The following is a 22,693-nucleotide window of genomic DNA, read 5'->3' as shown; positions in this document are numbered from 1 at the left end:
GCGGCGCCGGCGGTGCTCGTCTTGATCTTTTCCATCCGTAACCGGGACGATCGACCCGAACGAACCGACACGCGCTCTCAAGGGGTGAGGCCAGATGGGGCTGGACAACGTCGCGGTGCACTGGCCGCGGACCGGCCGCTTCTACGACCCGGTCGCACCGGCCGAGTTCGTGGATTTCGGCGACATCGTGGACATTCCCCGGATCTCCGCGCCGACCGCCGCGCTGGCCGAGCACATCGCCAAGACCGGTTCGGTCCGGGCGACGGTCTACACGGAGCTGGTCGACCTGATCCTCGGGCTGGAGAATGTGCTCTACGCCACAGAGGCCGCCGCCGAGGACGAGGACCCGGTGATCGACCCGGACGGCTGCGCGTGGATCGCCGGCGGGGTGGAGAAGTTCGTCGCGCAGCACCGGCCGTACGGCGAGGTGGTGACCTTCGAGTCGGTCGGCGAGGTGCTGCGTGCCCTGCTGGGCGACGGCCGGCTGGCCGAGCAGCAGCTGCGCTGGCTGGACAGCCGGCTGGACCGGCTGCGGGACGAGAAGGGCGAGCCGCCGCAGTGGAACTTCACCTGCGCCGAGCTGGGCGTGCTGGCGGCGTTCTACCGGCGCTGCGCGGACCGCGGGTTCGCCGTCTACGCCGACGCCGAGCCCGGCCGCCGGCCCGGCACCCCGGTCTGAGCCACCCTCCGGCCCGACCAGGCCCGGTGCAGGGCTCAGCCGTAGGTGTCGCGGGGGCCCCGCCCGCGCACCCGGCGCGGGCCGCGCCCCCAGGACGGCGCGGCCGGCCCGTGGATGTGCAGCTTGCGGACCACGTTGTGGCCCACCTCGCCGGCGATCCGCTTGAGCAGGGAGCCGGCCAGCAGCCGCAGCTGGGTGGCCCAGGCGGTCGAGCGGGCCTCCACGGTCAGCTCGCCGTCCTCCAGCTTCACCGGGCGGCTGTGCTGGGCGATCTCCGGCCCGACGACCTTCTCCCAGGCGCCGAAGACGGTGGCCTCGGCGGCCGGCTGCTGCCAGCCGCGGGCCTTCATCAGCCGCTCCAGCACCACGCCGAGCGGTTGCGGGTCGCGCGGGTCGGGGCCCGCGCCGGAGTAGCCGCGCAGCCGCCGCTCGCCGCCGTCGCCGGAGACCGCGCTGCGGCGGCGGGTCTGTGCCGCGGCGTTGCGCCGGGCCTTCGCGGCCTCCAGGACCGCCCGGGCCAGCTCCGGCCCCGCCGCGGCGCCGTCCCCCGCCGCGCCCAACCCGTCACCGGGAGCCGAACCGCCGACTGCGGCGTCCGCGCTCCCCGGGCTTCCGCCGGCGTCGCGCCCGCCCCGGCCGGCGTCCGCCCCGCGCCCACCCGGGCCGGCGCCGGAATCGCGGCCAACCCGGGCGGCGTCCGCGTCGGCGCCGGGCGGTCGGGCCGCCCGGCGTCCGCCGGCCCCGCCTGCTCCCCCGGGGGTACGCGCACCGCCCTCCCCGCCTGATGCCACGCGGCCCGGTTCACCCGTGGTCCGCCGGCCGGTCGCGTCCGGATCAGTCGACACGCCGCACCGTCCCCTCGCCGACGGCGTACCGGGCGCCGCGCAGGGCCACCGGCACGTCGTCGTCCACCGCACAGGTCACCAGCAGCTGGCCGGCCCCGCCCACCAGCTCGGCCAGTCGTTCCCGCCGGCCCGCGTCCAGCTCGGCGAAGACGTCGTCGAGGACCAGCACCGGCTCGATCCCGTCCGCGCGCAGCAGGTCGTACCCGGCCAGCCGCAGCGCCAGCGCGTACGACCAGGACTCGCCGTGGCTGGCGTACCCCTTGGCGGGCAGTGGGCCGAGGGTGAGGGTGAGGTCGTCGCGGTGCGGGCCGACCAGGGTGGTGCCGCGCTCGATCTCCGCCGAGCGGGCGTCGGCCAGCGCGGCGGTCAGGGCCTCGGCCAGCGCCGCCCGGTCGGTGGTCGGCTCGGTCAGCTCCAGCGACGGCTTGTACGCGATCCCCGCGGCGCCCCGGCCGGCGGCCACCGCGTCGTACGCCTTGGTCACGTGCGGGGCGAGCGCGGCCACCAGCTCAAGCCGGCCGGCGAGCAGCTCAGCGCCGTGCCCGGCCAGGTGGGTGTCCCAGACGGCCAGGGTGGACAGGTCCCCGCCCCGGGTGCCGCCGGTCTTGCGGGCCAGGTACGCGGTGCGCAGCAGGGCGTTGCGCTGCTTGACCACCCGCTCGTAGTCGGCGCGCACCCCGGCGTACCGCGGTTGCCGCAGGACCAGCAGGTCGTCCAGGTAGCGGCGGCGTTCGGCCGGGTCGCCGCGGACGAGTTCCAGGTCCTCCGGGGCGAACAGCACCAGCCGCAGCGCACCGATGACGTCCCGGGCCCGGCGGGCCGGGGAGCGGCCGAGCCGGGCCCGGTTGGCCTTGCCCGGGACGATCTCCAGCTCGACCAGCAGCTCCCGGCCGTCGTGCGCCACCGCGCAGCGGATCACCGCGGCGGTGGCGCCCATCCGGACGAGCGGGGCGTCCGTGGCGACCCGGTGCGAATCCAGGGTCGCCACGTAGCCCAGCGCCTCGACCAGGTTGGTCTTGCCGACGCCGTTGGCGCCGATCAGGACGTTCGGTCCCGGCTCCAGGTCGACGCCGACCCGCTCGTACGAGCGGAAGTCGACCAGTTCGAGCCGGCGGACGTACACAGGCTGTGGATACCGCTCAGCGCTTGTGGACGGCGTGCCCGCCGAACTGCTGGCGCAGCGCGGCGACGGCCTTCATCGCGGGCGACTCGTCCTGCCGGGAGGCGAACCGGGCGAACAGCGACGCGGTGATGACGTTCAGCGGGACGGCCAGCCGGACCGCCTCGTCGACGGTCCACCGGCCCTCGCCGGTGTCCTCGGTGTAGCTGCTCAGCTCGGCCAGCTCCGGGTCCTCGTCGAGGGCCCGGTCGAGCAGGTCCAGCAGCCAGGAGCGGACCACGGTGCCCTCGCGCCAGGACTTGAACACGCCCGGCACGTTGGTCACCAGCTCGGAGGCGGACAGCAGCTCGTAGCCCTCGGCGTAGGCGTGCATCAGGCCGTACTCGATGCCGTTGTGCACCATCTTGGCGTAGTGGCCGGCGCCGACCGGGCCGGCGTGCACGAAGCCGAACTCGCCCTCCGGCTTGAGCGCCTCGAAGATCGGCATCAGCCGCTCGACGTGCTCCTGCGCGCCGCCGACCATCAGGGCGTACCCGTTCTGCTTGCCCCAGACGCCGCCGGAGACGCCGACGTCGAGGTAGCCGATGCCGCGCTCGGCGAGCCGCTCGGCGCGGGGGGCGTCGTCGCTGAACCGGGAGTTGCCGCCGTCGATGATGATGTCACCCTCGCCGAGCACGCCGGCGAGCTCGTCGATGGTCGCATCGGTGACACCGGCCGGGACCATCACCCACACCGCGCGCGGCCCATCCAGCTTGGCGGGCAGCTCCGCGAGGCTGGCGACGTCGCTCAGCTCCGGGTTGCGGTCGAAGCCGACCACCTCGTGACCGGCGGCGCGCAGGCGTTCGCGCATGTTGCCGCCCATCCGACCGAGTCCTACCAGGCCGAGCTGCATCTGGTCCTACCTCCGTGCGTTGGTTCCGTGGGGCGCGATCAGCGGGACACGCGGATCGGCATGATGAGGTACCGGTACCCCGGGACGACCTCGCCATCCTCGCCGGCGGGGGAAATCACCGCGGGCTTGAACGCGTCGACGAACCGCAGCAGCGCGAACTGGGCGCCCAGGTTGGCCAGGCCGTCGATCAGGTACTGCGGGTTGAAGCCGATGGTCAGCGGCTCGCCGGTGAAGGTGGCCTCCATCGCCTCGCTGGCCCGCGCCTCCTCGGTGCCGCCGGCCTCGACGACGAGCCCGTCGGAGCTGAAGCTCAGCAGCACCGGGGTGGTCCGCTCGGCGACCAGGGCGACCCGCTTGACCACCTCGATCAGGGTGGCGACCGGGACCCGCGCCTCGGCGTTGTGGTTGGCCGGGAAGAGCGAGCGCACCGGCGGGTAGTTCGCGCCGTCGAGCAGCCGGCTGGTGGTGCGCCGGGTGCCGCCGGTGAAGCCGATCATGCCCTCGCCGGCGGCCCCCTGGGACAGCGCCATGGTGACCTGGCCGCCGAGCGGGCCGAGCGCCTTGGCGGTGTCGTTCAGGGTGCGGGCCGGCACCAGGGCGTTCAGGCTGATGTCGGGGTCGTCCGGGTTCCAGTCCATCTCGCGCAGCGCCAGCCGGTAGCGGTCGGTGGCGAGCATGGCCAGCGTGCCGCCGGAGAGCTCGAGGCGTACCCCGGTCATCATCGGCAGGGTCTCGTCCCGGCCCGCGGCGACGGCCACCTGGCCGACGGCGGCCGCGAAGGCGGCGGCGTCGATGGTGCCGGCGCTCTCCGGCATCTCCGGCAGGGCCGGGTAGTCCTCGACCGGCATGGTCGGCAGGGTGAACCGGGCGCTGCCGCAGACCAGCTCCAGGTGGGCGCCGACCGCGGCGATGTCCACCGGCTTGGCCGGCAGCGCCTTGGTGATCTCGGCGAGCAGCCGACCGGAGACCAGGGCGGCGCCGTCGGCGTCCCCCTGCACCTCGACGGTCACCTGGCTGGAGACCTCGTAGTCGAAGCCGGAGACCTGCAGGTTGCCGTCGGTGACCCGGAGCATCACCCCGGCCAGCACCGGTACGGACGGCCGGCTGGGCAGGCTCTTCGCGGTCCACGCCACCGCTTCGGCGAGCGCGTCGCGCTCCACTCGGAACTTCATCAATGCCTCCGCGTCGACGTCGACGACAACTCTCTCATGCCGACCGCTGCCCACCACCCCGCCCGACCGTGCGGGTGCCCATCGCACCTTAGGGCGCGAGGGCATCGGCTGTGCGCCCGACCCTCCTGATCCAGCTGCCTCGGCGACTGCCGACGGCAGTGCTCCGGCCCGATCCACAGGAAGTCCAACGGTGATGATTGGTTTTTGATTCTTAGTAGAGATAAACCCATCGTCTTCATCGCACCTGTGCAAACTGTGGAGAACTCGCGTCCGCGCAGGTCAGACAGGTTATCCACCGGTGGGTTGGCTGTGGAGAACCGGGGGGTCAACCGGGCCGCGTGTCCACAGCCGGCGTCGTCCCCACAGTTGTCCACAGTTGTCCACCGGTTGTCCACCGGTTGTCCACGGGGTTTCTCCCCAGTGCTGTGGATATTGCCGGCGGGTCGGATCGACGTTGTCCCCAGAACCTTCAACAGGCCGCCCACAGGTGGACGTCCGTCGGTGGACAACTTCACCGTCGTCCCCAGGCGTCCACAGGCTCGTCCCCAGGGTTTGTCCACAGTCTGTGGGTAACCGGGTCGGGACCGAGCGTCGTTATCCACCGCCTGTGGAACAGGGCATGTGGACAACCGGGCGATCCTGTGGACGAACACGACACCGATGCTGGGCCCTCGACCGGGTGGAGGGTCAATCCGGTCGGCCCGCGAACGACGCAGCGCCCGGCCGGAGATCCGGCCGGGCGCTGTGGACATCGCGCGGAAGTGGCGTACGCCACCCCGCGGGGCTCAGGTGTTCTGCTTGATCCGGTTGGTCAGCTCGGCGATCTGGTTGTAGAGCGAGCGCCGCTCCGCCATCTGCTGGCGGATCTTGCGGTCGGCGTGCATCACCGTGGTGTGGTCCCGGCCACCGAAGGCCTGGCCGATCCGCGGCAGCGACAGGTCGGTCAGCTCCCGGCACAGGTACATGGCCACCTGGCGGGCGTTCACCAGCACCCGGGAGCGGGAGTGCCCGCGCAGGTCCTCCAGGCTCACCCCGAAGTACTCGGAGGTGGAGACCATGATCTGGTCCGCGGTGATCTCCGGGCCGGCGCCGTCCGGGATGAAGTCCCGCAGCACCTCCTCGGCCAGCGACAGCTCGACCGACGAGCGGGTCAGGCTGGCGAACGCGGTGACCCGGATCAGCGCCCCCTCCAGTTCCCGGATCGAGTTCGACACCCGGGAGGCGATGAACTCCAGCACGTCCGGCGGGGCGTACAGGCGCTCCTGGGCCGCCTTCTTCTGCAGGATCGCGATCCGGGTTTCCAGGTCCGGCGGCTGGATGTCGGCCAGCAGTCCCCACTCGAAGCGGGTCCGCAGCCGGTCCTCCAGCGTCGCCAGCTGCTTCGGCGACCGGTCGGAGGTGATCACGATCTGCTTGTTGGCGTTGTGCAGGGTGTTGAAGGTGTGGAAGAACTCCTCCTGGGTCCGCTCGCGGTTCTCCAGGAACTGGATGTCGTCGATCAGCAGGATGTCGACGTCGCGGTAGCGGCGCTGGAACGCGCTGGTCTTGTCGTCCCGCAGCGAGTTGATGAAGTCGTTGGTGAACTCCTCGGTCGAGACGTACCGGACCGAGCGGGCGTTGCCCAGGGTCTGCGCGTAGTGCCCGATGGCGTGCAGCAGGTGGGTCTTGCCCAGCCCGGAGCTGCCGTAGATGAACAGCGGGTTGTACGCCTTCGCCGGTGACTCGGCGACCGCCACGCTCGCCGCGTGCGCGAACCGGTTGGACGAGCCGATGACGAACGTCTCGAACATGTACTTCGGGTTGAGCCGGTTGCCGCTGCCGCCGTCCGGGCGCCGGTCGCCGCCACCACCGGGCCGGTGGTCGGCGCCGGACCGGCCGGGACCGCTGTCCGTGCCGCCGTCGCGGGCCAGGCCGCGCGGCGGCTGGGTGTCCCGGGACGGCGGGCGCCCCTGGTCCCGGTACGGCGGCTCGTAGCCGCGCCGGTCCGGGTCGTGGGCGTCGGGGCGCGAGCGGTCCTCGAAGCCGCGCCGCTCGGGCGGGCGGCTCTGCGGCACCGGCTCGGCGAACGCGGCCCCGAAGAGGCTCTCCTGGCCGCCGTTGCGGCTGGCCGGGATGAACCCGGGCCGCTGCCCGTCGTGGGCCGGCCGGCCGGCCGCCGGCTCGGCGGCCCGCTGCGGGTAGCCCTGCTCCTGCGGGTAGCCCTGCTCCTGCTGGTCCGCCCGGGGGAACTGCTGGTCGGCCCCGGGAAAGACCTGCTGCTGGTACGCCGGGGAGGCGTCCTGGTCGCGGTATCCGCGCTGCTCGTGAGGGCCGGGCTGGTGCGGATACCGCTGCTGGTCCGGCGCGTCCGGGAAGGCCTGCTGCTCGGGCTGGTCGCGGAGGCCCGGCTCCGGGCCGTCGAACCCGGGCGGGGCGGCGTCGAACTCCGACTGCGTCGACTCCGGGCCGCTGCGGTAGACCGTCCCGGCGGGGCGGCCGGTGCCGTCCTCGGCGATCCGGACGGTGACCGCCACCTGGATCGGCCGGCCCAGCCGGCGGGTGAGCGCCTCGGTGATCGCCGGCCGCAGCCGGGACTCGATCACGTCCCGGGTGAAGGCGTCCGGCACGGAGAGCAGGGCGGTGTCCTCGACGATCGCGCGGAGCCGGGTGAGCCGAAGGTACGCGCGCTGCTGCGCGGAGATGATCTCGTCGGCGAGCTCGTCCGTCGCCGCGGTCCACACCGCGGCAAGGTCGATCGTTCCAGCCACCGTCGTGCCACCCCCCTCGCCTCTGCTCCCGGCCGCCGCTGTGGTCCAGTCGGCCGTACCGGGCCCGCCACCGCGTTCGAGCGGGTGGTGCCTGACCCGCCGGACGGCTGGCCGACCGGCATCCACAAGTTATCCACAGGCTGTGGGTACCGAGCGACGGGGGCCGCCCACCGGACGCGGGTCGGCCTGTGCCCCCTGTCGGGAGGGCGTTGAAGCGGGTTCACCGTGCCGAACGATTCACTGCCCTGTCCGGTAGCCGGTCGGCGTCATCTCGCACCCCCGACGCCGACCGCAAACGCGCACGGTAACAGCGACGGTGGTGCACCATCAACCGACGGCACCCCGCCACGCTTGTCGGTATCCGCGAAAACCACCTGATCGGTCGGGTCGGCGCCCGGAGTGCCGGCCCGCGCGGGTCGGTTGACGGTCGTTGCCCCCCTGCGTAGGCTGGAACGGCTGCTCTGTTGCCCTCTGCTAGGGTGATGGGTGCTTGCTGCCCGCGGTCGCCTCCGGCATCGTCGAGGTTCCGCATCGCCGGGCAGCACCGATCGGGGGCCACCGCCGAGGTGACCTGGACCGCCACACGACCCCGGGCGAACCCGTGCCGGGGACGTACGAAAACGGAGAGCCTGACGTGAGCAAGCGCACCTACCAGCCGAACAACCGCCGGCGCGCGAAGACCCACGGCTTCCGGCTGCGCATGCGCACCCGTGCCGGCCGCGCCATCCTGTCGACCCGTCGGGCCAAGGGCCGCACCCGCCTGTCGGCCTGAGGCCGACCGGGGCCGGTCCGGAGGGCGTGGGCAGTCGTGCTGACGGCCGCACAGCGACTGCGGCGTAGCACCGACTTCGCCGCGGCGGTCCGAGGTGGTCGACGCGCCGGCCGCGGCGCGGTCGTCGTCCACCTGACCCTGCCGCCGGGGCCCGACCCCACCGCGACAACCTCGCCGGAGCCGGCGCGGGAATCCGGTGCGGAGCTGATCTCCGCACCGACCCGCGCCGGCTTCGTCGTGTCCAAGGCCGTCGGCCCCGCGGTGGTCCGCAACGCGGTGAAGCGGCGACTGCGACACCTGGTCCGCGAGCGCCTGGCCGGGTTGCCGCCCGGAAGCACCCTGGTGGTGCGGGCGCTGCCGGCCGCCGCCGAGGCGTCGTTCGCCCGGCTGGGCGGCGACCTGGACGCGGCGATCGTCGCGGCTTCGGCGCCCCGGGGACGGCGGCCGCGATGAGCGGGGAGTCCGCCGTGCCGAGGCCGGCCAGCCGGGGTGCCCGGGTGCTGATCGCGCCCGTCATCGCGTACCGTCGTTGGATAAGCCCGGCGCTGCCGGCCCGTTGTCGGTTCTACCCCTCGTGCAGTGCGTACGCCCTGGAGGCGGTGACCCGGCACGGTGCGCTCCGGGGGGCCGGCCTCACGGTCCGGCGGCTGTTGCGCTGCCACCCCTTCCACCCAGGTGGACATGACCCGGTGCCCGAGCCGGGCGGCCGCCGCCGTGCCGATGTGACTGGAGCCTGAGAATTGTTCAGTCTTGACTGGATCTACTACGCGATCTCGTGGATCCTGCTGACCTGGCACTCGGCCTGGGACGCCATCGGGGTGCCGGTCAACGCGTTCCTCGGCACCAACTGGGCGTGGATCCTCTCCATCGTCTTCCTGGTGGTCACCGTACGGGTGATCCTGTTCCCGGTCTTCGTGAAGCAGATCAAGTCCCAGCGGGCGATGCAGGCGCTCCAGCCCAAGGTCAAGGAGCTGCAGGAGAAGCACAAGGGTGACCGGGAGACGCTCCAGAAAGAGATGATGGAGCTCTACAAGAAGGAGAAGGCCAACCCGCTGATGGGGTGCCTTCCGATGTTCCTTCAGATCCCCGTCTTCCTCGGTCTCTTCCACACGCTGAAGCGGCTCAACCCCGACAACCCGCTGAAGACCCTCTACGGTTGGTCGGTCGACCAGTTCAACAGCGCGTCGAATGCCAAGCTCTTCACCGCGCCGATCTCCGGGAAGTTCGGCTCTACTCCCCAGGAGCTTGCGGAACTGGGTGCGAACAGCACAGCCGTCAAGACCATCGCTGGCATCCTGGTGCTGGTCATGATGGGCACCACCTACCTGACCAGCCGTCAGATGATCCTCAAGACCGGCTGGGCGGAGGACCCGCAGCAGCGGATGGTGCAGCGGCTGATGCTCTACGGTATCCCGCTCTCCCTGCTGATCTCCGGCTCGATCTTCCCGATCGGCGTGATCATCTACTGGGTCACCAACAACCTCTTCACCCTCGGCCAGCAGCAGTGGGTGCTGCGCAAGTTCCCGCCGCTGGTGACGAACAAGGGCGTACCGAACAAGGCCGGCACCCCCAACCGCGGTCCCGTGCAGCCGGCCAAGGCCGCCGGCTTCCTCAACCGCAACAAGCCGGCCGCGCAGGTGCCCGCGAAGCCCGTCGCGCCGAAGGTGGCCGGCCCGAAGCCGGGTGCCAAGCCGGCCAACCCCAAGAAGGGGCCGGCCAAGCGCCAGGGCTGACCCACCCGGGCCGCCGTCGGGACACCGACGGCGGCCTTCCGGTACCGCGCAGCCGCCGTACGGCCGGCGCCGGGCCGGAACCCGCCGCGCGTGCCGCGGTCGCGGGCGAGACTGCCCGTACAGGACGTGCCCGTGGGCACCGGCCGGCTCCCGCCGGTCCCCCGGGAAACCAGCGGATCCGACGGTCCGCCGAGCGAGTACGGAGATGAACCGTGACCGACACCAGCATCCCCCGCACGGACGCCGACCTGGACGAGGAGGAGACCGTCGCGACCGCCGACGGCGACGCCGAGGACACCGACGCGGAGCCGGGCACCCGGGAGAAGAAGTCCCCCGGCGAGAGCGAGCTGTTCGCGCAGAGCGAGATCGCCGCGGACTACATCGAGGGCCTGCTCGACATCCTCGACTACGACGGCGACATCGACGAGCTGGTCTCCGCCGGCCGCCCGGTCGTCGAGGTGGTCGGCGCCCGGCTGCAGAACCTGGTCGGTCAGCGCGGCGCCACCCTGGAGGCGCTCCAGGAGCTGGCCCGGCTTGCGGTCTTCCGCCAGACCGGCACCCCGAGCCGGCTGCTGCTCGACGTCGGCGGCTACCGCGCCAACCGGCGCAAGGAGCTCGCCGCGGTCGCCAAGAACGCGGCCGAGAAGGTCAAGGAGCACGGCGAGGCCGTCCGGCTGGAGCCGATGTCGGCCTTCGAGCGCAAGTGCGTGCACGACGTGGTGAACGCCATGAGCGGCGTCGAGAGCGAGTCCGAGGGCGTCGAGCCGAACCGGCGCATCGTCGTACGGCCGGCGGACTGACCTGGTGACACCCGACCACGACGCGGCGGCCGCCGTGACCGGCCCGGGCGGCACGCCGCCCGGGCCGTCGCCTGTCCGCCCCGCGACCGCCCCGTCCACGGCCTCCGCGCACCGCCCGGATCCTTCGTCGGGCCCGGCCGAGCCTTCACTGGCCGGGTCTGGCGGGTCTGACCCTTCGCCCGCCGGAGCTGACTCCTCGGCGGTGCGGGCCCAGCCCTCGCCGCAGGACGCCGCGCTGCCCGCCGAGGTCGCCGGCGCGGCGCGCACGCTCTTCGGCGACCGGCTCGACCTGGCGGCCGGGTACGCCGAACTGCTCGCCACCGACGGGGTGGTCCGCGGCCTGATCGGCCCCCGGGAGGCACCCCGGATCTGGGACCGTCACCTGCTCAACTGCGCTGCGGTGGCCGAGCGGATCCCGGAGGGCGCCTCGGTGATCGACGTCGGCTCCGGTGCCGGCCTGCCGGGACTGGTGCTGGCGATCGCCCGCCCCGACCTGACGGTCGTCCTTGTCGAGCCGCTGGCCCGGCGTACCTCGTTCCTCGTGGAAGCGGTGGAGCGCCTCGGCCTGGCCCGGACGGTTCGGGTCTTCCGCGGGCGTGCTGACGAGGCGGCCTCGGGCGCGAGCGGTGTCGGCCCGTTCACGGCCGACGTGGTCACCGCACGGGCGGTCGCACCGCTCGACCGGCTCGCCGGCTGGTGCCTGCCGCTGGCCGTACGTGGTGGCCGCCTGGTCGCCCTGAAGGGCGCGTCCGCCGGCGAGGAGATCGCCGAGCACGCCGAGGCGGTACGCCGGCTCGGCGGCGGTGAGCCGAGCGTCGAGCTGTGCGGAGTGGGCACGATCGACCCACCCACCACCGTGGTGGAGGTTGTGCGCGAGCGGCTGGTCCGCCCGGCGGGGGTGAAGCCGCCGAAGCGTTCCCGCGGCGGCCGGAAGCCGACTCGCTGATCCGCGCGGCGCGTGATCGCTGTCACGGGGGTCGCCGCGATGGACCGGCCGCGCCGGTCCCCGTAGGCTGACCGCGCGTCGATAGTGTGGAGCGGGCGACGTGCCGGGTGCCGGTCGCGACCGCTTCCGCCGCGCGGTTCGCGCGGTCGCGATCAGTTGACGAGGTGCGGACCGACCATCCGGAGCGGGCAGGGATGACAGGTGCATGACGACGGCAGGTACGACGATCCACGGGTGAGTCGACCCGAGGGCCCACCCTCCGGTCCGGGCCCCGTTTCACGTGAAACCGACCCTCGGTGGCCGACCGAGGGTCGGCCCGCGGAAGACCCACCGGAGTGCGACCCGGTGGTTCGCCGGGACGTGCCGGCGATTGGCTCCGCACGTTCGCACGCCGAGGCGTACGGCGCGGTGTCGGCGTCCACCCCGGACGGTCGGCCCGCGAACGCCCCGAGCGATCGATCCGCGCCGGCGCCACGTAACGCGGTGGTGCCCTCCCGGTTCGACACCCCGGTCGCCGGCAACGTGCCGCCGCAGGTGCCGTCCCAGCCGCCCGCGAGCGCGGCGGCGGACAACGGGTCCGTCGCCGTCGACACGCCGGCCGCGATGACCGACATGGTGGCCGGCGAGTCCGCCGGAGCCGCGTACGTTTCACGTGAAACCCCGACGCGCGAAGAGGATGACCCACCGTTGGCTATGGAGGCGATGCGCGCCGTGCAGATCCTTAATCCGAGTGGCGAGGTGACCATGCCGCGCCCCGAGCGGACCCGGGTCATGTGCGTCGCCAACCAGAAGGGCGGCGTGGGCAAGACCACGACCACGGTGAACCTGGCGGTGGCGCTCGCCCTGCACGGCAACCGGGTGCTGGTGGTCGACCTCGACCCGCAGGGCAACGCCTCGACCGGGCTCAACGTCCCGCACCACACCGGGATCCCGGACGTGTACGACTGCCTGATCAACAGCGAGCCGCTGGCGGAGGTCGCCCAGGAGGTCGAGGGCATCCCGAACCTCTGGTGCGTGCCGGCCACCATCGACCTCGCGGGTGCGGAGATCGAGTTGGTCTCGGTGGTGGCGCGCGAGTCGCGGCTCTCCCGGGCCATCAACGCGTACCCGGGGCACTTCGACTACGTCTTCATCGACTGCCCGCCCTCGCTCGGGCTGCTCACGGTCAACGCGCTCGTGGCGGCCCAGGAGGTGCTGATCCCCATCCAGTGCGAGTACTACGCGCTGGAGGGACTGAACCAGCTGATCAACAACATCAACCTCGTCCGCCAGCATCTGAACCCGAAGCTGGAGGTCTCCACGATCCTGCTCACCATGTACGACCGCCGCACCCGGCTGGCCGACGCGGTGGAGCAGGACGTCCGGAACCACTTCGGGGACAAGGTGCTCCAGGCCGTCATCCCGCGGAACGTGCGGGTGTCCGAGGCGCCCAGCTACGGCCAGTCGGTGATGACCTACGATCCCGGTTCGCGGGGGGCCACCAGCTACTTCGAGGCCGCCCAGGAGATCGCGGAGCGCGGCGCCAAGGAGCCGGTGAGCCGTAATGCGTGACGCGGACGATTCGCTGGGAGGCGTGGCATGAAGAACCGACCCCGTGGCGGTCTGGGTCGAGGACTCGGGGCGCTGATCCCCACCGCGCCGGTGATCGAGGAGCCGGATACTGCCGCCGCTGCGCCGACGAACGGCACCGTGCGGATCACCGACGAGCAGGCGCCCGTTGCGGCGCCCACGCCGGCACCGGCTCCGCTGGGGTCGGACGCACCCGAGGCACAGCTGAGCCCGGTGCCCGGTGCCCGCTTCGCCGAGATCCCGGTCGACTCGATCGTGCCGAACCCGAAGCAGCCACGGCAGGTCTTCGACGAGGAGGCCCTGGAGGAGCTGAAGACCTCGATCCAGGAGGTCGGCTTCCTTCAGCCGATCGTCGTACGCCAGCTCGACGGCGAGAAGTACGAGCTCGTCATGGGCGAGCGGCGCTGGCGGGCCGCGCAGGCGGTCGGCCGGGACAGCATCCCCGCCATCGTCCGGGACACCAAGGACGACGCGATGCTCCGGGACGCGCTCCTGGAGAACATCCACCGGGCCAACCTCAACCCGCTGGAAGAGGCGGCCGCGTACCAGCAGCTGCTGGAGGAGTTCGGTGCCACCCATGAGGAGCTGGCCCGGCGGATCGGCCGCAGCCGCCCGCAGATCTCCAACACCATCCGCCTGCTGAACCTGCCGGCGCAGGTGCAGCGGCGGGTGGCGGCCGGCGTGCTGTCGGCGGGGCACGCGCGTGCGCTGCTCAGCCTCGACGACGCCGAGGCGCAGGAGCAGCTCGCCCTCCGGATCGTCGCCGAGGGCCTCTCCGTACGCGCCACCGAGGAAGTGGTGGCCCTGGCGCTGAACGACGGGCCGGCGAAGACGCCCGCGAAGCGCCGGTCGCGGCCGCACGCCCCGGCCCTCACCGATCTCGCCGATCGGCTCTCGGACCGCTTCGACACCCGGGTGAAGGTCGACATCGGCCGGAGCAAGGGGAAGATCACGATCGAGTTCGCCACGGTGGATGACCTGGAACGGATCGTCGGCATCATCGGCGTCGAGCAGCAGGAGCCCGAGGGCTGACCCGATCCTATGAGGACACCGGCCGCGACTCCGCTTTCTCAGGATGCGCGGCCGGTTCTCATCTCGAGCCGTAGTTGGGGTGCTCGGGAGGGGGGGGTGCCCTGTCGGTGCGAACGGGTTCGCCGAGCCTGTGGTCACCCACGTTGTCGTGGCGTAGCACGGGGCCGCCGCGAACCGCGGTCAACTGGCTGGCCGCTGTTGGGTCCTCGGCCCGTGCGGTCTTCCGGTCGTGGGGCCATCAGGTCCCGCTGTGCAAGGCTCCGATCCGTGTACTGGGCCGAGGAATGTCGACGTTTTCAGCACCTGGTCGAGGCGCTGTCGGGCCGGGCGAACGCGTCGGGTGAGGTGGAGATGGGTGCGCCGCTGGATCCGCGGTCGGCCGACTCGCTGATGGATGTGCGGGCGGGCGAGGAGGAGATCGGGCTCGACAAGCTCTGCGCCAACGTCCTCGACTACCGGTGTGGCTGACGGCTGAGGAGTACGCGACGATCCTCGATCTCGCCGAACGGTGGGGTGTGGACGCTCGGGTGGCCGATGGGTTGTGGGGGCTCGTCTTTCCGGCGGGCGCTTCCGACAGCCCGTGAAGCGACCCGTCTGGGTGCCATGACTGGGCGACCGGGCAGCGGGGTGGCCGACGACAGAGCCTGCCTTCTTCGCACCTACGCTCGGCGCCCGCGATAGCACACCGCACTGAGCTGTTGCCGCCTCGCGGGATGACCCGTCGGGGTGGCCACGGATCGGGAACCGCCCTGGCGCAGAGGTGCGGTGGCTGCCCACTGAACTGGCTGTCCCTCCGGTGGAAAACCCGTGCCAGCGCGAGTACTCGTTTCACGTGGAACGGCGAGGGAGTCCGCGCCGGGAGGCGATGGAGTCTGCACTCGGGGACGACAGCCGGCCCCTGGAACGGCTCGGGAATTCGTTCGCCTCCGCGTCGGGCCGTTCGCGGGGTCGGGGCACCTCCTCGCCACGACGCTAAGAGAGGCGCGGGCGGTTGGCGGCTCATAGCTGCGTTCCACGTGAAACGGTTGAAGCGACCGCCAGCGTGGCCAAAGTCGTGCGGCACGGGGGCCGGGCATGGTTATGCCACGCGGGCCGGCGCGCCTCGGCGCGAAGTGGTGCAGGGCGTTGCAAGTCCGTGCGGTGCGCGACTTTTCTCGGGCGGTCGGGCGGTGCAGGGGCGGCTACGTCGGCGCGCAGCAGCGGCGAGGTCGGCGCGGGGCAGCGAGGTCGGCGCGCTTCGCGCGGGCGGTGAGGGCGGCAGCCCGGCGAGGACCTCCAAGGCAGGGCCAGGCGGCCTACGCGCGCCGTCGGGTCCGGGCGAACTGACGGGCCGCGCTGACCCACGCCGACCGCGCCAGAGTCACGGGGCGTCGTGGAGTTCGTGGAGTTGGTCGGAAGCGATAGCACGCACTCGGCAGAGTTGAGGGCGGGCACCGACCGAAGGGCCAGGCAGCCGGAGCGCGAGCTGAGGGTCCGTTCGACCGGGGCCCTAGCCGGCGGCCCGACGACGCACGCAAGCCGGGGCGATGGGCGGGCGAAGAATCCTGAGAGCGGGACGCAAGGGGGCAGAAGGGCCGCGAGGGGCGCAGAGGCGCGAGCACACGAGCACGCGGGGAGGCGGGGACGCGGGGCGCATGGAAGCGAGGACGTGAGGAAGCGAGGACGTGAGGAAGCGAGGACGTGAGGGCGCGATGGTCGTACGCGCGGGGTCCGAATCCGGTTTCACGTGAAACGGGAGCGCCACGTTTGCCGGAGGGCTTGACCTACGCTCTCCCGTCCCACCTCATTCGAGTCGACTCGCCCTGCAGGTCGCTTCGATCGCGATGGCTAGCGCCCTCCCTCCCGGGTTCTCCGGGCCGTACCAGGTGGCTGACGGCGGCGGCGCGATTGCCGGCAACCGGCAGTGTCCCGGTAGCCCGCGCTAGGGGGTGGGGCCACGGGGGATGGTGCGGTCGGAGCGCCGGGTGGATGCGGTGCAGCGTGACGGTGGAGGTGGGAGCCACTGGCACTCCGGTCGGCCGACCGGGCCCGCGGCTCACATGCCGATGCATCAAGGTCGGCCAGGCCGGTGGGTCGGATGCCGATCGCGCCGTTCGCCGCGAGTTGCACACCGTGATGGTGGCACCGCCGGGCAGCTCGACGGGCTCGACGCATCCAGTGCCGGATGGGTCGCCCAGGCCGTTTCACGTGGAACGTCTACAGCCGGGTGCCAACCGCTCCCGTCTCCCGTGCCGTCGTGGCGAGAAGGCGATCCCCACATCCCCACTGCGTCGCCCCGATCGGCTAGCGACGCCGATCCGTGCAAGTGGCCGGTCGACACCACGCCCATCGCCGAACCCTCACCCGCTCCTGGCCCACGACGGCAAGGGCCGCCCCTCCGCAGGCTCGCTCGATATTCCTGCTACGAGGCGATCGGCCTTGCCTGCTGAACACGGCGGAGACGCCGGGCGTCTGGAGGGATCGTCGACCGCGTCGTCGACGACGGTCCACGGCGGCGGCGAGAGGCACCAGGGAGGGAAGCCCCGCCGGAAAGGTCCTCCCGTGACAGCAGCCAACCGCACCCTCGGTCGTTGGGAAGGAAGGGTCCGGTGCCGGCCTGGCGAGCGCTGTGGATGAGCCACGAAGTTATCCACAGCGGTTGTCCACAGGCACCCGCCGTTTCACGTGAAACGAGGCGTGAAACAGCGTCCTGACCTGTGGATGACGGCCCGCACAGACACCGATGTTGGCCTGTGGACAACTGCGCAGAGGTCGTCTTCGCACGCCGTGAGTGACGGTTTCCGGTGCCCGAAAACTCCTCGCGAACGCCGGGGTTCTCGGTAGGGACAGCGGTCGCCGACTCGGTTAGGGTCAGCGTCGTGCACGACACCCCTCCCTCAGTCCCGGACTTCACCCAGTGGCCCTCGTTTCCCTTCGAAGGCGACCTTCGCGTCAAGCACCTTGATGATCCGGTCTCGGTGGAGCCTCCTCGCAAGGGCGAGGGGCACCGTGACTGCACGGCCTGCAACGCCCCCGATGACGCCTACATCTGGGTCGGCGAACGCTGGCGGGTGCGCGCGATGGACCGCCCCACCGGTCTGCCGATGGTGTTGATCCTGGAGTCCCGTTCGCACCTCGATCTCGGCGACCTGCCGAACCTGCTGGCGGCCGAACTGGGCGTGATGACGGTACGCCTGGAGCGCGCCATCCGGTCGCTGGACGGTGTCGCCCGGGTTCACGTGAACCGTTGGGGCGACGGCTCCGCCCACCTGCACATGTGGTTCCTCGCCCGGCCGTACGGGCGGCTTCAGCTGCGGGGCACCTTCCTTTCGCTGTGGGACTCGATCCTGCCCCCGATCTCCGAGACGCAGTGGCGGGAGAACCTGGCCATGGTGGCGGCCTGGCTGGCCGAGTTCGGCGGTCGCCCGCTGGCCGAGCCGCCGCGCATCCAGTGGCAGGCACCGTCCAGCCTCACCGCCCAGCCCACCACCGACGCGCCGGACGCCAACGAGGAGCCGGTGTCGGTGATCGAGGCCGCCGAGGAGATCCCCGAGCCGGCGCCCGAGGAGGCCGAATCCGACGCCGGGTCGGACGGTCCGCCCAGTGCGGCCGACTCCACCGAAGAGCGGTAGCGCCCTCCGGCCGCCAGGTCAGCCGGGCGCCCAGCCACCGGAGGCAGAAGGCGCCGCCGGGCCCGCCTGAGTGGGGCCCGGCGGCGTCACTCAATTCCGGCCGATGCGACGAGACCGCGGTTATCGCCCCGACGCGGCGGTCGGCTCGGGTCAGCCTGAGCGGCGGTTGACTCGGGTCAGCCGGAGCGGCGGGTGGCGGCCCGGGCCACCAGCGACCCGAGAACCCGCCCGAAGTCCATCCCGGCGGCCTGGATCGCCAGTGGCAGCAGCGACGTCTCGGTCATGCCGGGCGACACGTTGACCTCCAGCACGTGCGGACGACCGTCGGCGTCGACGATGAGGTCCACCCGGGAGAGGTCACGCAGACCCAGCGCCCGGTGGGCGGAGAGGGCGGCCTCGACGACGGTGTCGGCGACCGCCGGCTCCAGCCGGGCCGGTGCGTGCCAGGTCGTCCGGCCGGCCGTGTAGCGGGCCGCGTAGTCGTACACGCCGTTGCGCGGCACGATCTCCACCGGTGGCAGCGCCTGCGGGCCGTCGCCCAGGTCGACCACGGAGACCGCCACGTCCATGCCGGGCACGTACCGTTCGACCAGCGCTGTCGAGTCGTACGCGAAGCAACCGACCATCGCGGCCGGGAGGGCCGCGGCGTCCCGGACCACCGCGGCGCCCAGGCCCGAACCACCCTGGGTGGGCTTGACCATCAGCGGCAGCCCGAGCCGGTCCACGATCCGGTCGAGCACCGCCACGGCGCCGAGCTCCGAGAAACGGTCGTGCGGCAGCGCCACCCAGTCGGGCGTGGGAATGGCGTTCTCCCGCAGCACCGCTTTGGCCGACGGCTTGTCCCAGGCGAGACGGGAGGCACGGGCGTCACAGCCGACGTAGGGCACGCCGCACAGGTCGAGCACGCCGCGCAGCGAGCCGTCCTCGCCGGTGGCGCCGTGCAGGGCGATCACCACCGCGTCCGGCGGGTCCGCGGCGAGTGCCGGCAGCAGGGCCACGTCCGCGTCGCGCAGCTCCGCCTCCACGCCGACCGTGCGGAGCGCGTCGAGCACCCGGCGCCCGGAGCGCAGCGAGACGTCCCGCTCGTACGAGAGGCCACCGGCGAGCACCAGGACCCGGAGGTCGGTGAGGGTGGCGGGATCGGTGACCGGGGAGCGCTCGGCGACGGTTTCAGCCATGCCGGGAATCATGCCAAGTCGGGGCCGGGGGCGTCCGGGCCGCCCCGTCGGCGCCCGGCCGGTCCGAGCGGGCCGAAGACCTTGCGCATGGCGATGTCCTGCTCCATCACGCCGGCCAGCCGGCGCACCCCCTCCCGGATCCGCTCCGGGGGCGGGAAGGAGAAGTTCAGCCGCATGTTGCCGGCGCCGGAGCCGTCGGCGTAGAAGCCGGTGCCCGGCACGTACGCCACCCGGGCGGCGATCGCCCGCGGCATCATCGCCTTGGCGTCCAACCCGTCGGGCAGGTTCGCCCAGACGAAGAGACCGCCGGCGGGCGTGGTCCAGGTGGTGCCGGCGGGCATCAGGTCCGTCAGCGCGGAGAGCATGGCGTCCCGCCGCTCCCGGTAGACCTCGCGGTATACCTTCAGCTGCTGACGCCACGGCATGGTGGACAGGTACGTCGCGACGGCGGCCTGCGCGAAGCCGCTCGGGCAGAGGATCTGCGCCTCGCTGGCGATCACCAGCTTGTCGCGCACCGCGTGCGGGGCCAGGATCCAGCCGACCCGCAGCCCCGGCGCGAACGTCTTGGAGAAGGTGCTCAGGTAGAACACCCCGTCGCGGCGGCGGGCCCGCAGCGGCGCCGGGGCGTCACCGGAGAAACCGAGCTGACCGTACGGGTCGTCCTCCACCACCAGCAGGCCGGCGCGCTCGCAGATGTCCAGCACCCGCTCCCGGCGCTCCTCGCTCAGCGTGACGCCGGTCGGGTTCTGGTAGGTGGGGATGGTGTAGAGGAACTTCACCCGCCGGCCGGCCCGGGCCAGGTCGGCGATCGCCACCTCCAGCGCCTCCGGGATCAGCCCCTGGTCGTCCATCGGCACGTGCGCGACCTGCGCCTGGGCGGCCTGGAACACGCCGAGCGCGCCCACGTAGGTGGGGCCCTCGGCGAGCACCACGTCACCCGGGTCGAGGAAGAGCCGGGCCACCAGGTCGAGCGCCTGCTGGCCGCCCACGGTGACCACCACGTCCTCCGGGGAGGCACCGCAGGCCGCGTCGATGCCGGAGAGCGCCATCACCTCGCAGATCCGCTCGCGCAGCTCCAGGGTGCCCTGACCGATGCCGTACTGCAGGGTGGTGACGCCGTGCTCCGAGCCGAGCCGGCCGAGCATCTCGCCGACCGCGTCCAGCGGCAGCGCGGCGATGTACGGCGCGCCGCCGGCGAGCGACACCACCTCCGGTCGGCTGGCCACCGCGAAGAGCGCCCGGATCTCCGAGGCGGTCATTCCCCGGACCCGCCGGGCGTACCGGTCGGTGTAGTCGTCGAGCGTCGTGCCGGTCATGACATCACCTCGTCGGGTGTCGGTCGGGCTGCCGCCCGGTGTGGTACCCGCGGTGCCGGCGACCATGGCGGCGCGGGGACGCCGGTTGCCCGATGGTAGTCCGGCCGGCCGCCCCCGGTCGCTCGCACGTGGCGTACGTCCACATCCCGGGCGCCGGGTCACCGGCTCGGCTGGGCGTTCGCGCGTCCCCTCCCGTACGGTCGAGGGGCGGCGTACGATCGCTCGTCGGGGGCCGGATGACGGCCGCGTACCTCCGCGCCGGTTCCACCTCCGAGCCTATTGTGGGGGCCACCGATGTCGCGACGCCTGGTCAGTCTGACCCTGGACACCCTGGAAGACCTGCCCCGCCCGTGCCGGCAGTGCGTCTACTGGGAGCTCGACCCGGTCTCCGCCGACCGGGCCTGCGCGGCCGGTGACCCGGGGCTGGAGAAGGAGGCGTGGGTCTCGCAGACCCTGCTGGAGTGGGGCTCCTGCGGCAAGCTGGCGTACGTCGACGGCATGCCCGCCGGGTACGTGATGTACGCGCCGCCCGCCTACGTCCCCCGCTCGATGGCGTTCCCCACCTCCCCGGTCTCGGCCGACGCGGCGCTGCTGATGACCGCCAACGTGGTGCCCGCGTTCGCCGGTGGCGGGCTGGGCCGGATGCTGGTCCAGGGCGTCGCGCGGGATCTCACCAAGCGCGGCATCAAGGCGATCGAGGCGTTCGGCGACGCGAAGTTCGGCGACGGGGACGACCCCACCCGGGCCTGCGTGGCGCCCGCCGACTTCTTCCTCTCGGTCGGCTTCAAGACCGTCCGGCCGCACCCGCGCTACCCCCGGCTGCGGCTGGAGCTGCGCACCGCGCTGAGCTGGAAGTCGGACGTGGAGTACGCGCTGGAGAAGCTGCTCGGCTCGATGAGCCCGGAGTCTCTGCTGCGCCCGGTCCGCCCGGCCCCGGCGACCAGCAGCGCCACCCGCTGAGCGGGTCGGTCCACCACCGCGCCACCCGCTGAGCGGTCAGTCCACCACCGCGCCGGCGGCCACCACCGCGCGCAGTTCGCTGACGTCGATCGAGCCGGTCGGCACGTCCCGCTCGATCGGGAAGTACATCCGCTGCACGGCCGCCACGATCGCCTCGACCAGGGTGTCCCGGAACCGGGGGTCGACCAGCCGGGACCGGTCCCGCGGCGAGGTGAGGTAGCCGACCTCGACGCGGACGGCCGGCATCCGGGTCAGCCGCAGCAGGTCCCAGGCCTTGGCGTGGGTGCGGCAGTCGCGCAGCCCGGTCCGGGCGACGATCTCCCGCTGCACCAGCCCGGCCAGCCGCTCACCGGTGGCCGAGGTGACCCCGTTGTCGGTGCCGTAGTGGTAGGTGGCCACCCCGTCGGCCTCCGGGTTGGCGTGCCCGTCGGTGTGCAGCGAGATGAAGACGTCCGCGCCGAGCGAGTTGGCCAACTGCGCCCGGTCGGTGTCCGGCAGGCAGCTCTCCGGCGCCGGCCCCCGGGTCAGCTGCACCCGTACCCCCGCCGCGGCCAACCGCCCCTCCAGCCGGCTGGCCAGGTCGTGCACCAGCTCCGCCTCGGTCCAGCGCAGCGGACCGTCGGCGACCACCACGCCCGGGTCGGTGCCGCCGTGGCCGGGGTCGATGACCACGGTTCGGCCGACCAGGGTGGGCCCGGACTGGCGGATCGCGTCGGACTCGCGCAGCCACTGCGGTCGGCCGCCGACCACCTTGCGGCCGAGCCGGCGCAGCGCGCCCATGGTGTGCGGCCCGCAGGAGCCGTCCGGTTTCAGCCCGACCTCGCGCTGGAACTGGGCGACCGCCCGGGCGGTCCGGACGCCGTAGATGGCGTCGGCGCGGCCCGCGTCGTACCCCATCTCCAGGAGTCGTTCCTGCAGCGAGCGGACGTCCTCGCCGGTGAGTGGCTCGGGCACCGCGTGGTAGAGGGTGCGGGCGCCGAGCCGCCAGCGGGCGGCGTCCAGGGCCCGCCAGGTCTCCGCGCCGACCCGGCCGTCGACGCTGAGCCCGCGCGACTGCTGGAAGGCGCGGACGGCCCGCTCGGTGTCGGTGTCGAACTCGTCGCCGGGCGACGGGGGGAGCAGCTCCAGGCCGGTCAGGACGGTACGGATCTCCGTCACCGCGGCTCCCCGGTCGCCGGGTCGGATCGGATGCACGCTCGACCCCCTCTGCACCGGCCGGCCGGGCGGCACGGTCGACGACCGGACCTCCGACACGGGCACTCCGCGTAGCGGACGCTTACGGAGCGTACCGTGAGCGGTCCCGGTGGGGTCCGCTGTTCCC

General features: G+C 72.7%; 19 protein-coding genes and 1 pseudogene. 12 read left to right on the top strand and 8 right to left on the bottom strand.

Annotation, left to right across the window (positions count from 1 at the left end):
- Positions 1-94 precede the first annotated feature (94 nt).
- A complete protein-coding gene (locus ACFY3U_RS07030) occupies positions 95-679 on the top strand; it encodes a hypothetical protein (RefSeq protein WP_387196258.1) in 585 nt (194 codons plus the stop codon).
- Between the two features lie 35 nt (positions 680-714).
- Here the strand turns inward: ACFY3U_RS07030 and ACFY3U_RS07025 are convergent, their stop codons facing one another.
- The 5 genes from ACFY3U_RS07025 to dnaA form a co-directional block, all read right to left on the bottom strand.
- Entirely contained in the window at positions 715-1,239 is a 525-nt protein-coding gene (locus ACFY3U_RS07025; protein WP_387196255.1) for a DUF721 domain-containing protein, read from the bottom strand.
- A gap of 274 nt (positions 1,240-1,513) precedes the next feature.
- Entirely contained in the window at positions 1,514-2,647 is a 1,134-nt protein-coding gene (gene recF, locus ACFY3U_RS07020) for a DNA replication/repair protein RecF (RefSeq protein ID WP_387196252.1), read from the bottom strand.
- Positions 2,648-2,663: 16 nt separating this feature from the next.
- Positions 2,664-3,536, bottom strand: coding sequence for a phosphogluconate dehydrogenase (NAD(+)-dependent, decarboxylating) (gnd, locus tag ACFY3U_RS07015; RefSeq protein WP_387196249.1), 873 nt, complete (start codon positions 3,534-3,536; stop codon positions 2,664-2,666).
- A 38-nt stretch (positions 3,537-3,574) separates the two neighbouring features.
- A complete protein-coding gene (gene dnaN, locus ACFY3U_RS07010) occupies positions 3,575-4,708 on the bottom strand; it encodes a DNA polymerase III subunit beta (protein ID WP_387196246.1) in 1,134 nt (377 codons plus the stop codon).
- A gap of 785 nt (positions 4,709-5,493) precedes the next feature.
- Positions 5,494-7,455, bottom strand: a complete 1,962-nt coding sequence (dnaA, locus tag ACFY3U_RS07005; protein ID WP_387196243.1) for a chromosomal replication initiator protein DnaA — start codon at positions 7,453-7,455, stop codon at positions 5,494-5,496.
- Between the two features lie 634 nt (positions 7,456-8,089).
- Between dnaA and rpmH the strand changes: the two genes are divergently transcribed.
- The 10 genes and pseudogenes from rpmH to ACFY3U_RS06955 all read left to right on the top strand — a co-directional run bounded on the left by rpmH (position 8,090) and on the right by ACFY3U_RS06955 (position 18,088).
- Positions 8,090-8,227 (top strand): 50S ribosomal protein L34, encoded by a 138-nt coding sequence (gene rpmH / locus ACFY3U_RS07000; protein ID WP_067300964.1) that lies wholly within the window; start codon positions 8,090-8,092, stop codon positions 8,225-8,227.
- A gap of 36 nt (positions 8,228-8,263) precedes the next feature.
- The gene (gene rnpA / locus ACFY3U_RS06995) at positions 8,264-8,680 is read left to right on the top strand and encodes a ribonuclease P protein component (protein WP_387196238.1); all 417 of its coding nucleotides are present in this window, start codon (positions 8,264-8,266) and stop codon (positions 8,678-8,680) included.
- Entirely contained in the window at positions 8,677-8,964 is a 288-nt protein-coding gene (yidD, locus tag ACFY3U_RS06990; protein WP_387196235.1) for a membrane protein insertion efficiency factor YidD, read from the top strand. The genes rnpA and yidD overlap by 4 nt, the downstream gene beginning before the upstream one ends.
- 3 nt (positions 8,965-8,967) lie before the next feature.
- Complete coding sequence (gene yidC, locus ACFY3U_RS06985; RefSeq protein ID WP_387196232.1) at positions 8,968-9,960, top strand: membrane protein insertase YidC; 993 nt, start codon at positions 8,968-8,970, stop codon at positions 9,958-9,960.
- A 212-nt stretch (positions 9,961-10,172) separates the two neighbouring features.
- Positions 10,173-10,760, top strand: a complete 588-nt coding sequence (locus ACFY3U_RS06980; RefSeq protein WP_387196230.1) for a protein jag — start codon at positions 10,173-10,175, stop codon at positions 10,758-10,760.
- A 202-nt stretch (positions 10,761-10,962) separates the two neighbouring features.
- On the top strand, positions 10,963-11,706 hold the full coding sequence (rsmG, locus tag ACFY3U_RS06975; protein ID WP_387196227.1) for a 16S rRNA (guanine(527)-N(7))-methyltransferase RsmG: 744 nt from the start codon (positions 10,963-10,965) through the stop codon (positions 11,704-11,706).
- A gap of 201 nt (positions 11,707-11,907) precedes the next feature.
- The gene (locus tag ACFY3U_RS06970; protein WP_387196224.1) at positions 11,908-13,257 is read left to right on the top strand and encodes a ParA family protein; all 1,350 of its coding nucleotides are present in this window, start codon (positions 11,908-11,910) and stop codon (positions 13,255-13,257) included.
- 27 nt (positions 13,258-13,284) lie between these two features.
- Complete coding sequence (locus ACFY3U_RS06965; RefSeq protein ID WP_387196222.1) at positions 13,285-14,307, top strand: ParB/RepB/Spo0J family partition protein; 1,023 nt, start codon at positions 13,285-13,287, stop codon at positions 14,305-14,307.
- A 267-nt stretch (positions 14,308-14,574) separates the two neighbouring features.
- Positions 14,575-14,775 carry a hypothetical protein gene (locus ACFY3U_RS06960; protein WP_387196219.1) on the top strand — a complete coding sequence of 67 codons (201 nt, stop codon included), beginning with the start codon at positions 14,575-14,577 and terminating at the stop codon, positions 14,773-14,775.
- A 2,390-nt stretch (positions 14,776-17,165) separates the two neighbouring features.
- Positions 17,166-18,088, top strand: a pseudogene (locus ACFY3U_RS06955) (hypothetical protein).
- A 6-nt stretch (positions 18,089-18,094) separates the two neighbouring features.
- Here ACFY3U_RS06955 and ACFY3U_RS06950 read toward each other — a convergent pair.
- Together ACFY3U_RS06950 and ACFY3U_RS06945 are read right to left on the bottom strand one after the other, a co-directional pair.
- Positions 18,095-19,096 carry a D-alanine--D-alanine ligase gene (locus ACFY3U_RS06950; RefSeq protein ID WP_387196216.1) on the bottom strand — a complete coding sequence of 334 codons (1,002 nt, stop codon included), beginning with the start codon at positions 19,094-19,096 and terminating at the stop codon, positions 18,095-18,097.
- Positions 19,097-19,104: 8 nt separating this feature from the next.
- Entirely contained in the window at positions 19,105-20,412 is a 1,308-nt protein-coding gene (locus ACFY3U_RS06945) for a PLP-dependent aminotransferase family protein (protein WP_387196213.1), read from the bottom strand.
- A 294-nt stretch (positions 20,413-20,706) separates the two neighbouring features.
- On the opposite strand from ACFY3U_RS06945, the gene ACFY3U_RS06940 reads away from it, so the two are divergent.
- A complete protein-coding gene (locus tag ACFY3U_RS06940) occupies positions 20,707-21,372 on the top strand; it encodes a GNAT family N-acetyltransferase (RefSeq protein ID WP_387196210.1) in 666 nt (221 codons plus the stop codon).
- A 36-nt stretch (positions 21,373-21,408) separates the two neighbouring features.
- On the opposite strand, the gene ACFY3U_RS06935 is transcribed toward ACFY3U_RS06940, so the two are convergent.
- Entirely contained in the window at positions 21,409-22,566 is a 1,158-nt protein-coding gene (locus ACFY3U_RS06935; protein WP_387196207.1) for an N-acetylmuramoyl-L-alanine amidase, read from the bottom strand.
- Between the last annotated feature and the right edge of the window lie 127 nt (positions 22,567-22,693).

This window comes from Micromonospora sp. NPDC000089 (assembly GCF_042899365.1).
Lineage (GTDB): Bacteria > Actinomycetota > Actinomycetes > Mycobacteriales > Micromonosporaceae > Micromonospora.
Note: the sequence above shows the minus strand (reverse complement) of the source record. Positions and strands in the feature narration are given on the sequence as shown.